General features: G+C 64.2%; 15 protein-coding genes. 4 read left to right on the plus strand and 11 right to left on the minus strand.

Annotated elements, in window-relative coordinates; all coding sequences use genetic code 11:
* Positions 1–17: 17 nt before the first annotated feature.
* The 11 genes from AC1ECK_RS07760 to AC1ECK_RS07810 form a co-directional block, all read right to left on the minus strand.
* Positions 18–1,181, minus strand: a complete 1,164-nt coding sequence (locus AC1ECK_RS07760) for an alpha/beta hydrolase family protein (protein ID WP_480317616.1) — start codon at positions 1,179–1,181, stop codon at positions 18–20.
* 26 nt (positions 1,182–1,207) lie between these two features.
* Positions 1,208–1,561, minus strand: coding sequence for a Rieske (2Fe-2S) protein (locus AC1ECK_RS07765; RefSeq protein ID WP_480317618.1), 354 nt, complete (start codon positions 1,559–1,561; stop codon positions 1,208–1,210).
* Positions 1,562–1,573: 12 nt separating this feature from the next.
* Entirely contained in the window at positions 1,574–2,506 is a 933-nt protein-coding gene (locus AC1ECK_RS07770) for a VOC family protein (protein WP_480317620.1), read from the minus strand.
* A gap of 123 nt (positions 2,507–2,629) precedes the next feature.
* On the minus strand, positions 2,630–3,574 hold the full coding sequence (locus AC1ECK_RS07775; protein WP_480317622.1) for an NAD-dependent epimerase/dehydratase family protein: 945 nt from the start codon (positions 3,572–3,574) through the stop codon (positions 2,630–2,632).
* Positions 3,571–5,430, minus strand: coding sequence for a phytoene desaturase family protein (locus AC1ECK_RS07780; RefSeq protein WP_480317624.1), 1,860 nt, complete (start codon positions 5,428–5,430; stop codon positions 3,571–3,573). The genes AC1ECK_RS07775 and AC1ECK_RS07780 overlap by 4 nt, the downstream gene beginning before the upstream one ends.
* On the minus strand, positions 5,427–6,425 hold the full coding sequence (locus AC1ECK_RS07785) for a fumarylacetoacetate hydrolase family protein (protein ID WP_480317626.1): 999 nt from the start codon (positions 6,423–6,425) through the stop codon (positions 5,427–5,429). The genes AC1ECK_RS07780 and AC1ECK_RS07785 overlap by 4 nt, the downstream gene beginning before the upstream one ends.
* 85 nt (positions 6,426–6,510) lie before the next feature.
* A complete protein-coding gene (locus tag AC1ECK_RS07790) occupies positions 6,511–7,281 on the minus strand; it encodes an SDR family NAD(P)-dependent oxidoreductase (RefSeq protein ID WP_480317628.1) in 771 nt (256 codons plus the stop codon).
* 2 nt (positions 7,282–7,283) lie between these two features.
* Positions 7,284–8,567 (minus strand): histidinol dehydrogenase, encoded by a 1,284-nt coding sequence (hisD, locus tag AC1ECK_RS07795; RefSeq protein WP_480317632.1) that lies wholly within the window; start codon positions 8,565–8,567, stop codon positions 7,284–7,286.
* A 53-nt stretch (positions 8,568–8,620) separates the two neighbouring features.
* Positions 8,621–8,929 (minus strand): antibiotic biosynthesis monooxygenase family protein, encoded by a 309-nt coding sequence (locus AC1ECK_RS07800; RefSeq protein ID WP_480317634.1) that lies wholly within the window; start codon positions 8,927–8,929, stop codon positions 8,621–8,623.
* Positions 8,926–9,954, minus strand: coding sequence for an SMP-30/gluconolactonase/LRE family protein (locus AC1ECK_RS07805; protein ID WP_480317636.1), 1,029 nt, complete (start codon positions 9,952–9,954; stop codon positions 8,926–8,928). The genes AC1ECK_RS07800 and AC1ECK_RS07805 overlap by 4 nt, the downstream gene beginning before the upstream one ends.
* 94 nt (positions 9,955–10,048) lie before the next feature.
* Positions 10,049–10,567 (minus strand): VOC family protein, encoded by a 519-nt coding sequence (locus AC1ECK_RS07810; RefSeq protein WP_480317638.1) that lies wholly within the window; start codon positions 10,565–10,567, stop codon positions 10,049–10,051.
* Positions 10,568–10,719: 152 nt separating this feature from the next.
* Here AC1ECK_RS07810 and AC1ECK_RS07815 point away from each other — a divergent pair, with 152 nt between their 5' ends.
* From AC1ECK_RS07815 to AC1ECK_RS07830, 4 genes are all read left to right on the plus strand, one after another.
* Positions 10,720–11,652 carry a LysR family transcriptional regulator gene (locus tag AC1ECK_RS07815; RefSeq protein WP_480317640.1) on the plus strand — a complete coding sequence of 311 codons (933 nt, stop codon included), beginning with the start codon at positions 10,720–10,722 and terminating at the stop codon, positions 11,650–11,652.
* 183 nt (positions 11,653–11,835) lie between these two features.
* Complete coding sequence (locus AC1ECK_RS07820) at positions 11,836–13,065, plus strand: MFS transporter (RefSeq protein WP_480317642.1); 1,230 nt, start codon at positions 11,836–11,838, stop codon at positions 13,063–13,065.
* Positions 13,066–13,083: 18 nt separating this feature from the next.
* Complete coding sequence (locus AC1ECK_RS07825) at positions 13,084–13,890, plus strand: SDR family NAD(P)-dependent oxidoreductase (protein WP_480317644.1); 807 nt, start codon at positions 13,084–13,086, stop codon at positions 13,888–13,890.
* Positions 13,891–13,983: 93 nt separating this feature from the next.
* Complete coding sequence (locus tag AC1ECK_RS07830; RefSeq protein WP_480317646.1) at positions 13,984–15,531, plus strand: carbohydrate porin; 1,548 nt, start codon at positions 13,984–13,986, stop codon at positions 15,529–15,531.
* Positions 15,532–15,562: the final 31 nt, after the last annotated feature.

The following is a 15,562-nucleotide window of genomic DNA, read 5'->3' on the forward strand; positions in this document are numbered from 1 at the left end:
CGAGGTGGAATCGTCGGTCAGGAGACCGAACCGCCGAGCTGTTCGGCCAGCCAGTCGGCAATCTGGTTGCCGGCGTTCAATGGATTGTCCAGCGAGCTATGTTCGACGCCGCCTTCGCGGGCCGTGAAAATGAACAGGTCCTTCTTCGGGCTGTTGACGAGCTGCTCGAAGGTCTGATGCGCGTACTTCAACGGGATCTGACGGTCGTTCTCGCCGTGCGTGACGAGAAAGGGCACGCGAATGCGCTCCAGCACGCCGTTCAGGTGCATGTGCGCGGCCTTGGCGAAGAAGTCGTCCATGTCCTTCGCGCCGAATACCCACTGCACGTGTTTCCAGTAGTGGGGCACCGGATTTTCGCCTTCACGCTTGAGGCGTGCCTGCTGCACTTCGCGCCAGTCGTGGTTCGCGCCCCAGACCGCGCCGCACGCGAAGCGTGGCTCGAACGCCACCGCACGAGGGCAGTAATAGCCGCCCAGCGAGACGCCCAGTGCGCCGATGCGCTGCGGGTCGACTTCGCGATGCTGCTGCAGCCAGTCGACGATCGGCGCGGCCCACACTTCGGTGTTGTGCACGGCAGGCAGGCCGTTGAGGCGCAATGCCTCGCCGGTGCCGGGCTGGTCGACGAACAGCGCGGACAGCCCGCGTCGCGCGAACATCGTACCCATCACGCTTTTTTGCAGCATCTCCTTGGTCGAGTCGAGGCCGTTCATCACGACGACGAGCGGCGCGCGTTGCTCGGGGGCGAGGCCTTCGGCACGCACATACAGCGCAGACAGATGCGTATCGCCGTAGGGAATCTCCACGCGCACACAGTTTTCGCGGCTCAGCTTGCGGCCCTGTTCGAACAGCGCCAGCGAGCGCCGGTAGATCGCGAGGCGGGCTTCGAAACCGTGCGCCTGCATGCGCTCGGCGATGCCGTAATAGAGGCCGGCGCGGCCAAGCTTCTCGCCGGCGGACAGGGTGTGGCCGCGCGCCAGATCGTCGTCGGCCAGCGCGATCAGCTTGTCCGCGCCGCCTTTCCACGCTTCGTAGAAGGCCAGGGTGCCGGGGTCGTCGCCGGCGCGGGCCGCCTCCAGAAGGGGCGCGCACATCGCATCCACCTCTCCGATGTTGCCGCCGTGCGTGAGGGCGATCATCGTCGAGAGGCTCCAGACGTAGTTGGTAGGGAAGTACTGGAACATGGTGTCGTCGTATCAGATATCAGTCGTCAGTCGAAGATCGATGGCAGCTCGGCGGGAATCCAGACCTTGCCGTTCTCTATGCGTGCCGGCACCTTCGTCAGGTGCCGGCCGGTGCAGGGGCCGGCGAAACAGTGGCCCGTGCGGATGTCGAAATGGGCCGAGTGCGCGTAACAGACGATGTGGCTTCCGTCGCCGGAGAGGAACCGGTCCTGCCGGTACTCCATCGGGCGATGCTCGTGCGGACAGTCGTTGAGCCAGACGAACACCTCGCCGCCTTGCCGCACGACGCAGAGCCGGTCGTCGAGGCCTTGCCGCAACAGGCCGCGCGAGCCGCCGTCCGGCAGGTCGTCCAGCGCGCAGAGCACGCGTTCAGCGGACATCGTCAGCTCGCCTTACTCGCCCGGCGCCCATTTGCCGCGGGCGTCGAACAGGAAAATCTGCGAATTGTCCGAGCCGGGATCGCAAGCGCGCGGCGTCCAGTGGTCGTCGTGCAGGTCCATGTCGGCATCGAACTCGATGGCCGCGCCGAACGGGCTGTTGAAGTACCAGAAGTAGTTGCTGCCGAGAATGTGGCGGCCCGGCCCCCAGAAACTCTTGTAGCCCTTTTTGACGAAGTTCCAGCCGTGCTGCAGCACTTCGTTTGCTGAGCCGAGGTGGAACGTGAAGTGGTTGCAGCCGATCATGTGATCGTTCTGGCTCTCGATCATGAACAGCGTGTGGTGATCCTGCGTGCCGGCCGGGCGCATGAATGGGCCCAGATGGTTGAAGCGGTCGGTGACGACAAAGCCGAGGCGGGCGTAGAAGGCTTCGGCCTTTTGCGCATCTTCGACGAAATAGACCACGTGCGAGAGCGTGCGCGGCTTGATCGTTGCATCGGGGCTGGCGGCGCAGTCGTTGGGTGCGCGGCCGGGCGGCTGCCCTGGCACGTTGAAGCCGAGGTAGCGCGCCTCGTACTGGCGGCGGCGCGTGACCATGAATGCGATGCCGAAGCCGGCGTCGTCGATACAGTGCAGCGTGCCGTCGGCATCGACGCTTACTGCGCGGTCGCCTTCGAGGTTGGCCTTGATCGACGCGAGCGTGTCGGCGTTGTCCACACCGTAGACGGTTTCGCGCAGGCTCGGGGTGGCGGCCTTCGGTGGCAGCGGTGGCAGGCTCGGGTCATCGGCTGCGCGCATGATGAGGCCGGTGCCGTCGAGCGCAGTGAAGATGCCGCCTCGCACCGGATCGTATTTGACTTCGTCGAGGCCGTAGTCGAGCAGGTACTGGCGCGCGCCGGCCATGTCGTCGATGCCGAAGACGAGGAATTCGAGTCCGACAATTTTCATGATGCCTCCCGCTGGGCCGCCCCGAGGGAGGCATCCGCCCCCTCGGGGGGCAGCGAACGATAGTGAGCGTGGGGGTAGTTCATGAGTGGAGTCCTTTTGATGTGCCAGCGTGAGGCGAACCGGTCAGTCCGCCATCGCTCGCGTAATGAGTTGATCGACGCTGCCGTCGTGGCGCAGTCCGAGGCGCTCTGCTTCGGGCGTCAAGAGCGGCGGATAGCTCGCGAAGAGCCGCTCGATGAAGGGATCGGGTGCATAGGTCACGAGCGTCTTGCGCTCGGCGCCGAAGCGCGCGGCGAGCGCCTCGACGACCTCGCCCACGGTCAGGCGCAGCACCGGCATCTGATAGCTGCGGCGCGCGTTGAAGCGCTCAGGGTCGACCGTCGCTGCGTGCAGGAGGTTGTCGACGCAGGTGTTCACGGAAACCCACCAGGCCACGCCTTCGGCCGAAACCGGCACGGTGAGGGGAACACCCGCGGCAAGTTTCCAGAACAACAGGCTCATGAACGCCGACATCAGGCCGGTGCCGTCGCCCGGCCGCGCGACGACTCCGGGCAGACGCAGTGAACAGCCTTGCACCCAGCCGAGGCGCGATGCGTCGGCGACGAGCGCTTCGCCCATCAGCTTGTGCGCGCCGTAGCTCAAGGCGGGAGCAGGCACGGTCTGTTCGTCGACGGTGGCGGGCAAGCGCTCGCCATAGACCGCTACCGTGCTGGCGAACACAAAACGTGGCGCGTGTGCCTGGCCGCGCAGATCTTCCAGCAACCCGAGCGTCGCATCGAGGTTGATCGAGCGGCCGAGCGCGTAGTTTTTCTCGGCAGCGCCACCGGGGATGCTCGCAAGGTGGAACACCGCATCGACGGGCGACGCGTAAGCGCTCGCGCGAAGCGCGGCGTCGGCGATACTGCCCGCCAGTTGCACCACGCGTGAATCGGCGTGCGGCGCATCGAAGCCGACGTCCAGCAACGTCAGCCTCGAGACCGGCTTGCCGCCGAGGCCCTCGGACAGCAGGCGTTTTACCAGCACCCGTCCGACGAAGCCTTGCGCTCCCGTCACGACAACATGGGTCATTTGACACCTCCCTTGCGGAACGGCAGCGAGGCGAGGAACGCGAGCCGCGACGCCCCGAGCATCTTCAGACCCGCCCGCGCCGATGAGGCGTCGAGGCGGGCTTCCATCGGCATCGTGCCGAAGCTCTTGCCCTTGATGACGAGTTCGTCGCCGACCCGTTCGAGCGATTCGACGTGCATCAGCTCTTCATCGGCGGGGCCGCGCAGCACCATGCCGGCCTTCTTCGCAGCGGCTGCCGTAGCGGGCACGCCCGTGTCCTGCCGCGCGCCTGCCGCGACACTGCTGAAGTCCATGCCGAGCTGTTCGAACATCCTGATCGCCGTGGCCCGGCCTGCACCATAGACCCCGCCGCCGGGATGCTGGAACGGACCTGCGAGGTATAGGCGCTCCACGCCAGGCACGGTGAACTGGCCCAGGTCCGGCGTCGGGCGGTGACCGGCGCTCTGGTAAAAATATGGCGCGACGCCATGCAGATCGCCGCGCATCATGCTGTTCGGGCTGGAACGTTCGAGGTCCACCGGGCTGACGATGCTACGGGCGACGATGTTCTCGCTGGTCAGGTTCGACACGAACTTGCGGTAGTGAGCGAGCGACAGATCGCCGATTTCCTCCTTGAATTCGTCCCAATGGCGGCCTGCCCAGCGCTTGTCCTTCACGTTGTACGGCGCAAACGTGATGCCATGGAACATGCCGGCGCCGGCTGGTACGCGGGTCTTGTCGCCGATGCTTTCGTCGCCGCCCGCGCACAGGCGCCGCTCGGTGATCAGGCCGCGTTTCAGGTCGTCGAAGTCGGCCAGCATCTCGTCGAGACTGTCGGTGGCCATGAACTCCAGCATCGTCGCGTAGCCCACCTCGTCGCCCGCGTAGTAGCGCGCGTTCTCCTTCAGGTCGTAATGGCTGACCATGATCGAGAAAGGCGCGAGCGTCGCGCGCTCGGCGCGCTGCAAGACCGGCTCCGGCACGCCTTCGACAAACTTGCGGATCACATGCGGATGGATGGCGCCGATCACGGCGTCTCTCGCGACGATCTGTTCGCCGCTGGCTAGCCGCACGCCGGTGGCGCGGCCCGCGCTCGTGAGGATCTGTGCGACTTCGGCGTTGCAGCGCACTTCGCCACCGTACGATTCGATACAGCGCACCAGTGATTCGGTCAGCTTGCCGCTGCCGCCGACGGGCTGCGAGACGCCATAGGTGTGGATGATGCCGGGCATCAGCAGCACGCCCATGCCGGTGCCCAGCTCGTTGGGCGCCTGCAGGTTCTCGCTGACGAGCCGCAGCAGGTGAATCTTGATCTTGTCGCTTTCATAGAGCTGGTTCACGAGATCGAGGCAGTCCCGGTTCATGTAATCCAGCATCAGCCGCCCTTCGTCGCTGCGGTCGAGCATTGCGACGAGTTCGCCGAGCGGCGGCGGGGGAGCGTACAGCCCCGGCATGAAGACCTGCAGGATCTGCTGGCTCATCTTGACGAAGTTGCGATAGGTTTCCGCGTCTTTCGGCGAGACTTTGGCGAAGCATTCGCAGGTCTTGTCGATGTCCTTGTAAGTGAACAGCGCCGACTGGTCCGGGAAGATCGTCGCGTGAGGCACGGGCGAGTAGTGGTAGTTCAGGCCGTGTTTCGAGAGCAACCCCAGTTCGTCCTGGCGCAGCATCGGGTTGCCCTGGATCATGATGTGCACGCTCGAGTGCTCGTCATGCCAGTAGCCCGGTGTGTTCAGCTCGCGCGTGCTGACGCCGCCGCCTGGCCATGCCTTGCGTTCGAGTACGAGTACTTTCTTGCCTGCTTTCGCGAGATAGGCCGCGGCGACAAGACCGTTGTGGCCCGCGCCCATCGCGACGATGTCATAAGTCTGGCTCATGTGCGCACTCCTGCCTGCACTGCCTGCACGAAGCGATGCTCGATCGCACCGAACGCCGACTGACCGTCGCGGTCGAGCATCTCGAAGCGCAGACGCTCGCCGAAACGCAGCCACGGTGTGGACGACTCACCGGTTTCGATTGCTTCGATCGCGCGTTGTTCGGCAAGGCACGCGGAGCCGGTGCTGCGATAGTCGAGGTTTGAAAAAGTCCCTGAGCCGATAATCGTGCCGGCGCGCAGGTTGCGGTTGTAAGTGATGTATTCGATCAGTTCGTGAAAGCCGAAACTCATTTCGCGGCCGTTTGGGTGACCGAAGGGTTCGTCGTTGCGATAGACGTTCATGTCGAGATGCACGCGTCCGTCCTGCCATGCATCGCCGAGTTCGTCCGGCGTGAGCGCAACGGGAGCAAAGGCTGTGGCCGGCTTCGCGAGAATGAAGCCGAAGCCCATCCCGAGTTCGCGGAACAGGTGCTTGCGCATGCTGACGTCGTTGAAAAGCACGAGCAGCCGCACGTGCGCAAGCGCGTCGCTTGCTCGCGTGCCGATTGGCGTGTCGCCGAGCACAACGCCGACTTCCCCTTCGAAGTCGCAGTTATCCGCTTCGCTGGGGAACAGGTAATCGTCGTGCGGGCCGGCGAAATCGTCGCCCTGACGCTGGATCAGGATGGGGATCGAAGCGTCCGACTTCTTCTCGGGATGGTAGGCCTGCGTCATGATGCGGCCGTGGTTCAGGAAGGCCGATGCGTCGATGAACTGATGGGTGCGGGGCAGCGGGGCGGTGCACGCGTGCGGGTCGAAGCTGAACGCTTCAGGTGCGCGCCCTTGGTTCAACGCGTCGTACAGCGCCGCCAATGCAGGCTGGGTGCGCTCCCAGTCGTCCAGCGCTGCACGCAGATTCGGGGCGATGGCGTTAGCGCTGACCGCGTGACGCAGATCGCGTGACACGACGATCAGCGCTCCGTCAGGATGGGGGCTTCTCAGTGATGCGAGTTTCATTGTGTTTGTCTCCTTTGTGGACCGGAGTTAGCGCTTTAGCGCGCTACTCCGGTCCCATGCAAAGCACTTATTCCAGTCCCATGTTTTATCTGAGCGGACGGCCGCCGTCGACAGGCAACACGCATCCGGTGGTAAAGCGCAGGTCGCGTACCGCGGCAAGCACGGCGAGCGCGATCTCTTCTGGCTGTGCGAGGCGGCCGAGTGGCGTGCGGCTCGCCTGCTCGTCGCGCCAGGCTGGGTCCATTGATTTGACGAATTCGGTATCGACGAGACCCGGCGCAACGGACACCACGCGAATCGTCGGCGACAGCGCACGCGCGAGTGATTTCGTCAGGTTATCGAGCGCGGCTTTCGACGCGCAATAGATCACATTGCTGCCCATCGCGGTCTGCGCGGCGATCGATGAGATGTTGACCACCACGCCGCCGCCCGGCAGGTCGCTGCGTTTGAGCAGGCGCTGCAGCGCGCGGACCATCGCGAAGGGGCCGCGCACGTTGGTGGCGAGCACGTCGTCGATCAGTGCGTCATCGAGGCCGTCGAGGTCGTCGTGCGCGACAAAGCGAGTGGTGCCCGCGCAGTTCACCAACACGTCGCAACGTCCGTAGCGCGATTCGATTTCATCAGCGAGGCGGGCGAGGGCTGCACTGTCGGTGACGGGCGCCGCCAGCGCACAGTGTCCGGTTCCGGTCAGTTGCTCGACCAGTCCGTTTGCCATGCCGGCCGAACTGCGATAGCCGGCTGCGACGCGAAAGCCCGCCTGCGCCAGGGTGTGGCAGATCTGCGCGCCAAGGCCACCGGTCGCGCCGGTGACGACGGCGACCGGGCGTTGATCAGGAGCCGCGATGATCGACGTCATGTTTAGCCCTGCTTGCCGAGGCGCCGCACGCGGATGTCGGCTTGCTCCTTGTGGCCGGAGAAGTGCTCGAGCGCGCAGAGCCGCGAGCAGACTTCGCCGATCTGCACCGACGCTGCGTCGGTCAGGATGCGCTGGTAGCTGTGCGTCTTGATGAATTTGCCGACCCACAGGCCGCCCGTGTAGCGGCCCGCGCCCATCGTCGGCAGCGTATGGTTGGTGCCGATCACCTTGTCGCCGTACGAGACGTTGGTGCGGTGGCCGAGGAACAGCGCGCCATAGTTGGTCATGCGCTGCAGGAACCAGTCGGGGTCGCGCGTCATCACCTGCACGTGCTCGGAGCACAGGCGTTCGGCTTCCTGCAGCATTTCTTCGTCGGTCTCGCACAGAATGATTTCACCATAGTCGCGCCATGCGACGCTGGCGACCGGCGCCGTGTCGAGGCGGGCGAGCACGGTCTCGATCGCGGCCGGCAGTTCCGCGGCGATCTTTTTGCTGGTGGTGATGCAATAGGCCGGCGAGGTCGGGCCGTGTTCGGCCTGGCCGAGCAGATCGACGGCGACCAGTTCCGCATCGACCGAATCGTCGCAGATCACGAGTGTTTCAGTCGGGCCGGCGAACAGATCGATGCCGACGCGGCCGTACAACTGGCGCTTGGCTTCCGCGACAAACGCGTTGCCCGGGCCGACGATCATGTCGACCGGTGCGATGTGCTCCGTACCGATGGCCATCGCGGCGACACCCTGCACGCCGCCCATCACGTAGATTTCGTCGGCGCCCGCGAGCGCCATGGCGGCGATGATTTCCGGCGAAGGTTTGCCGTCGAACGGCGGCGCGCAGGCAATCACGCGTTTTACGCCCGCGACTTTCGCGGTCAGCACGCTCATGTGCGCCGATGCAAGCAGCGGGTACTTGCCGCCGGGAATGTAGCAGCCGACCGAATTGACCGGGATGTTCTTATGACCCAGCACGACGCCCGGCAGCGTTTCCACTTCTACGTCGCGCAGCGACAGCAACTGGATCTGCGCGAAGCGGCGGATCTGCGCCTGGGCGAACTTGATGTCTTCGATCGCCTGGGGGCTGAGCGAATCGATGCAGGCCTGAATTTCCGCGTCGCTCAGGCGCAGCGACGGCGGATTCCATTTGTCGAAGCGTTCCGAGTATTCGCGTACGGCCGCTTCGCCGCGCTGTTCGATGTCAGCGATGATCTTTTCGACCGTCGCGCGCACTTGCGCCTGGTTGTCTGCTTTTACCTGGGCGCTCTGGCCGGCCTTGATGTAATCGATCATGTCGGTTTCCCAATCGGTTAGGAGGTAGAAGGGAGCGGCGTCGGCCGCGAGTTTTAGCTTGCTGCGCGGTTCGCGAACACGAGCTCGTAGTGCGTGGCGCTGGGCGGGGCGGCAAAAAAAGGTTGCAGCAGCGCGCGCCATTCGCCGAAGCGAGGCGACTCGCGAAAGCCCTGCATATGATCTTCAACCGTGTTCCAGTGGACCAGCAGCCGGTATTCGCAGTCATCCTCGATGCAGCGGTGCAACTGATGATCGAGGTAGCCGTGCATGCCGGCGAGAATGGTTTGCGCCGTCGCGAACGCGGTTTCGAAGCCGGTGTTGCTGCCGGGCAGGATACGGAAATGGGCGAGTTCGAGAATCATGCTGCTCTCCAGTGCGCGAGCGGCAGACCGGCGACCGGCGAGCGGAAACTGGCGAGCGTCGTGCCGGCGAGGCTGCCCAGGTAGACCGTGCGCAGATCGCGGCCGCCGAACGTGATGCTGGCCATCATCGGCGCGAGCGTGCCGCGGCAGGCGCCCATCAGTTCGGGGGTCGTCGTGCCCTGCGCGTAGTGCACTTCGTAACGGGCGAATGCTTCGGGGTTGCCGTCGTCGAGCAGCGTCAGCACTTCGCCTTCCGGTGTGAGGGCGATCAGCTTCTCGTTGAGGATTAACGTAATCCAGAGATTGCCGTACGCATCGAAAGCGAAGCCGTCGGGAAATCCACCCAGATCGTGCGGACCATAGATTTCGCGGCCGCTGAGCGAACCGTCTGCGGCGACGCGCAGCCGCGAGATGCGGCGTGCGTTCGTTTCGACCACATACAGCCACTCCTCGTTTGCGTCGAGCCGGATTTCGTTCGTGCCGACAAAGCCATCCGCGACGATGCGAATACCGTTGGCGTCGATCAGGCCGACGTAGCCGTCAGCGGTTTTTTCGTTGATCGAGTGGGTCCACGGCACCTGGCGGGTCGTGACCGTGAACCAGATGCGGCCCTTGGAGTCGGTCAATACGAAGTTGGTCTTGCCGAGCGGCGCGCCGTCGATGCGCTCATACAGCGTGCGTGACGAGCCGTCGCGCATCATCAGCTCGATGGCGTCGGTGCCGAAGTTGGCGATCACGATGTTGCCTTCACGATCGAACGCCAGGCCGTTGGGCAGTGTTTTGCCGAGTACGAGTTGTTCGGCGTCGTTCGCGGCAGGCGCGCTGGCGGAAGCGGTCTGCTGCGCGATCAGCGTTTGCGTGCCGTCGGCATCGATGCGCATGACGCCCCCGCGGGCATCGGCGGTCCAGAGCGTGCCGTCGGGCTCGGCGAGGATGCATTCCGGGCGCAGCAGATCGTGGCCGACCATGCGGATTGCGTCGCGGCTTACCTGCCAGCCGTGCAAGGGGTTGAGAGATGAAGTCATGAAGGATGGCGCGTAGTGGGTTGATCCGGTTGCGGCGCAGCGCTGTGTCTTGTGCTCGCTGTGGTGTGGTGTGGTGTCGTACGGGCCGGGCCTGTCACGCAGCGTTCCGGTCAGCGGCAAAGGGTTCCAGCAGCTCGATCAGGTTGCCGCAGACGTCGCGAATGAACGCGGTCGGGTTGCCGTCTACCACCAGTTCGAATGCGATATCGGCTCCCTGTGCGCGCAACGCGGCGACCGCTTGCGGCACATCCGGCACCTCGAAGCACATGTGCTTGTTGCCGTGCGTGCGCAGGTCGAGATTCGGCACCCGGCGTGTTTCAGGCAGCGGGGCCGCGCCGGGCACCTCGAAGATCTCGATCCGATAACCGTCGCGGCGCACGAACGCGATCCGGGCCGGGATCTTGTCGATCGTCATGCGCGATTCGAGTGAGAAGCCGAGCATGCGCCCGTACCAGTCGATGGCGGCGTCGAGGTCGGGCACGCTGATGCCGAAATGATGAGGACGAAGGACGGGCAAAAGCGGCGCACCAGCTCGTGTTGCATCCGATCCGCTGGTGCATCCGGCGCGATCGGCCGGCGTGTGTTCAGGCAGCGTCAAGGGCGCTGTCGTCATGGTGTGTCTCCTAGCTGTTGCTCGCGTGCGGCTCGGCGCCGGGCGCAATCTCTTCATATGGTCGTACTGTAGAGCGCTTCATCTATCGAGACCATCAATTCCTAGTGGAAACACGCATTGATCGCATCGTATGATTGTTGAATAGTGCTGCCATGAGACTGGGTCACTTCGACATGAATCTGCTGGTCGCGCTCGATGCGCTGCTCGACACGCGCAGCGTGACGCGTGCGAGCGAGCGCCTGCATATCGGTGCGTCGGCAACCAGCAGCGCGCTGGGGCGGCTGCGCGAATATTTCGGCGATGAACTGCTGATGCAGGTGGGGCGGCGCATGGAATTGACGCCGCTTGGGCGCAGCCTCGCGCAACCGGTGCGGGAGATCCTGCTTACCGTGCAATCCACGGTGGTGGCGCGGCTCGAATTCGATCCCGCGCAGGCACGCCGCAACTTCGTGATCCGCGCGTCCGACTATCTGACCACGGTGCTGCTGATCGACGTGGTGCAGCGGCTGCAGCGTGAGGCGCCCGGCATTACGCTGCACATCGCCAACATGGCCGACGATGTGCCGGACCGGCTCGATCGCGGCGAAGTCGACTTCGTGATTTATCCGAGCGTATCGGTCAATCCGGTACACCCATCGCAGACGCTGTTCGAAGAGACCTACAGTTGTGTCGTCTGGTCCGGCAACACGCTCGTCGGCGAAACCCTGAGCCTCGAGCAGTACCGGCAGATGGGCCATGTCGCGGCGACCTTCGGCGACAGCCGCAGCGTAAGCTTCGAAAGTCTAGTGATGGCCAATCTCGGTGTGGCGCGCTCGATCGAGGTGACCACCACCAATTTCAATACCTTGCCGCAGCTCGTCATCGGCACGACGCGTATCGCGACGGTTCACACGCGGCTCGCGCAGATCTACGCGCATTACCTTCCCTTACGCCTCGTGCCGCTGCCGATGGATTTTCCGCCGCTGGTCGAGGTGATGCAGTGGCATGCGATCAACAACAGCGATCCCGCCCATGTCTGGATGCGCCGCGTGCTGCTGGAGCAGGCGCAGCTACGCTCGGGCGTGCCCGCAGTCAGCCTCGCGTGATGCCAACTCGTGCTGCGTTCGTTTGACACAGTCAAATGGTCGCATCAACGCAATCTGATTGTGTCGTACGTTGTCTGCCGGAATCATTCGTCTCACACAAACGGGAACCTCGTTGTTCGGGCGGCGCAGCAAGCCGCAGGTTGAACAGTCGGGGAATACCCTTTCATAAACGGAGACGACCCCATGCATGTGCAGAACAACCGGCGCCATGACGCGCCGGCCCCCCGCGAAGCAAACTTCTTTCAGGCGTTGATCCTGCTCAGCACGGTGATCTGCGGCACGCTCGCGCCGACCGTGATCGGGCCGGTGCTTCCCGCGATGCAGCGGCATTTCGCGAGCGTACCGGGCATCGAAACGCTGGTGCCGGTTGTCGTGACGATGCCGATGCTGATACTCGGCGCGCTGGCGATGGCGATCGGCGCCGTCAGCGACCGGGTGGGCCGCAAGCGCGTGCTGGTCAGCGCGCTCATTCTGTACGCGGTAGCGGGTACTGCGCCGCTTTACCTCGATTCGATCTATGCGATTCTCGCCAGCCGCGCGCTCGTCGGACTTGCCGAAGCGGCGGTGATGACCGTCAGCACCTCGTTCATCGGCGACTATTTCAGCGGCAAGCAGCGCGACCGCTATGCGTCGTTGCAGATCACGGTGGCGTCGACCTCGGCGTTTATCTTCAACCTGATGGGGGGCGCGCTTGGCGCGTACGGCTGGCGCGTGCCGTTCATGGCCTACGCATTGCCGTTGCTGCTCGCACCGCTCGTGCAGATCTTCATCTGGGATGCCCGCAGCGCGTCCGGTACGCCGGCAGCGGGCAGTCACGCTGCCGCCGGCGAACCGGTATTCAGCCCAATGCTGCTCACGCTGATCTGCGCAGTCGCATTCGCCGTCGGCCTGGTGTTCATGGTGGTGCCGGTTCATCTGTCGTTCATGCTGGTCGACCTCGGCACGCATTCGACCGGTGAGATCGGTCTTGCCTACGCATTGAACAGCGTCGGCATCATCGCCGGTACGCTGGCGTTCGGATGGTTTCTCGCCAGCCGGCTCGCGGTGGTGCAGCAATTCGCGATCGGCACGCTGGTCTGCGGCCTCGGCTTCCTGATCATGGGCACGGCGCACGACTTCACCTTGCTCACGCTCGGCGCCGCGATCAACGGTGTGGGCTGCGGCATCGTGCTGCCCGCCCTGGTTAGCTGGGGGTTGCGTTCGCTGCCCTTTGCGCGCCGCGGATTCGGCACCGGAGCGTTCACCGCGACCCAGTTCATCGGTTACTTCTGCAGTCCGCTGCTCGTGATGCCGCTAGTCGGTGTCTGGGGCTCGCGCTTCGCGGTCATCGAAGGTTGGGGTATCGGACTCCTTATCATCGCCATGCTCGCGTTTGCCGGCTCGCTCCGCTCACGCCGCCTGAAGCTCAGCTGATTCGTCGCGAGGCCCTTCATGAAGCCTGTTTTCAAACATGCACTCCCGGTGCAGGAAGGCGAGCGTCTGCGCAACAAGGTTGCGGTGGTCACCGGCATCGGGAGCGGAATAGGTCGCGCGTGCGCGCTGCTGTTCGCGGCCCAGGGTGCACGGGTGGTCGGCTGCGATATTGACGCCGCAGCCGCCGGCCAGACGCTTGAAGCCGCTCGCTCGCGTGGCTTCGCGCTGGATAGCCTTCATCCTTGCGACCTGACCGATCCTCGGAGCGCAGCGCGCGTCGTCGAATTCGCACGGGAGACGCACGGCGGATTCGACGTGCTGGTCAACGCGGCAGCATACGGCGCCTTCGCATGGTTGCAGGAGATGGACTACGAAACGCAATGGCGCCGCACGCTGACAGGTGAGCTCGATCTCGTCTTCCTGTTGTGCCAGGCCGCGTGGCCGGTGTTGATCGCGCGTGGCGGCGGTTCGGTGATCAACTTCGCTTCGGCCAATGCCGCGGTTGCGCTCGAAGGATCGCCCGCGCTTGCGCATTGCGCCGGCAAGGGCGGGGTGCTCGCCATGACGCGTCAGCTCGCGATGGAAGGCGCTCCGCACGGTATCCGCGTGAACAGCATTTCACCCGCGCTCGTCGAAACGGCGGCCACCCGCGCGCATATGCAGGCACAGCCTGAGTTTCTCGAACGGGCGCTCGGCAAGATGATGATCCGGCGGGTTGGCCAGCCTGAAGACGTTGCCTGGTGTGCGCTCTTTCTCGCCTCCGATGAGGCGAGCTGGATCACCGCCGCCGACTTCCCGGTAGACGGCGGCGCGACGGCCTGGTAGCGCCGCCACTTCTCACTTTCCGTTACATGCGACCGTGCCTCACGAAGGCGCGGCTGGCGTCGTATTGCCTTTGAAAATACTTAGGAGACTAAAATGACATCGAACAGGTTTGGTATCTTCCATTGTCACAAGCCCGTTGTGCTGCGCTTGTCGGCAATCGCGCTTGCCGCGATGCTGGTGAGCGGCACAGCCGCTGCGCAGGCAGAAGCGGACGCGTCGGCAGCGACCGCAGCAACGCAGCCGGGGGACTCCGCCACGAAAAAGAAACCGGCGCCGGTTTCGCTCGCGCAGAACGGCGCGACGACCAAGCAGGCCTCCACCGATCGCCCGACCGTACAGCAGGGCATCCCGTCGACCGACCAGCTCGGCGTGTCGCACATCGGCAACGTGGCGCCGGAGCCCGCCGAAAGTCCGCGGCAAGGGATCCTCTCCGGCCTCGGAACGACCCTGAACAACTGGGGCTTCACGCCGGTATTCAATCTCGTGCAGATGTACCTGGCCAATCCGAGTGTCGGCCAGCAGACCGGCAATCATGAAGCGTTGACCTTCGTTTCCGTCGGCGGGGACTTCGACTTGCAGAAGATCGCGGGCTTCGGCGGCGCCACGATCCACTTCCAGCAACTGTTCGTGCCGTTCACGACCAACCTCGGCTGGGGCACGCAGGCGGGTGACGTGCTGGTCGGACAGCCTGGACCGTACGTGCCGAAAGTGTCGCATCTCGCGCTCTTCACCTGGGAGCAGAAGGCGTTCAACGACAAGCTCGACGTAGAAGTTGGCAGAAGCAATCCGGACCTCTACTTCGCGGCGCCGGTCTGCAATCAGGGGTTCGGCTGCCAGAGCGCGATCCTGCAGGACAACGCGAGAATGAATCCGCCCATCTACGTGAACTGGGGTGGACGTGTGCGCTACAACCTGACGCCCGCGTTGTCCGTGCAGGCGGGCGTATGGCGCTCGAATCCGGCCTTTCCGTTCACCAACGGCTGGGAATGGACCAACAGTGTGCCGGACAGCAACACTTGGCTGGCGAACGTCGTGTACCGGACGACTTACCAGAGCGATCCGTATCCGAAGAGCTATGAGCTCTTGTTCTATCACAACACAGCGACGCAAACCGATCCATTTACTTCGGCCACGCACAACGGCACATCCGGGATGTATCTGGGCGGTAGACAGGTCGTGTACCGGCCGGACGGTGGCCGGAGTAGTGTGAGCGATCCGACCGCATTGTCGGTGTTCGGCAGCCTGACGACGAGCTTCGATTCGCACGCCAGCACGGGGCTTGCGATGACCGGCATTACCGGGTTGATTCTCGAGGCGCCGTTTCGCAGTCGTCCGCACGACAGCTACTCGATAAGCTTCAACTGGGCGACCCTCACCTCGAGCGAACAGCAGTACCTGCAACAGCAGAACCTGGCGGCCGGAGGAACCGGTTATAAGGTCGGACGCACCCAACTCGCGCTGAAGCTCGATGCGAATATCGCCGTCACGCGCAGCATCATTTTGAGTCCTTATGTGATGCGGACGTGGCATACGAATACATGGGGCAACCCGACGTATTCGGGCACGCCGAAGAATGGCTACGCCGCTGGGATCCTCGCCAGCATCTTCTTCGACAAGATGCTGGGCCTGACCGACCATTGACCATTCACGCGACCCGCAGTGCGGGTCGCTG

This window comes from Paraburkholderia sp. SSBN10T, assembly GCF_056619545.1.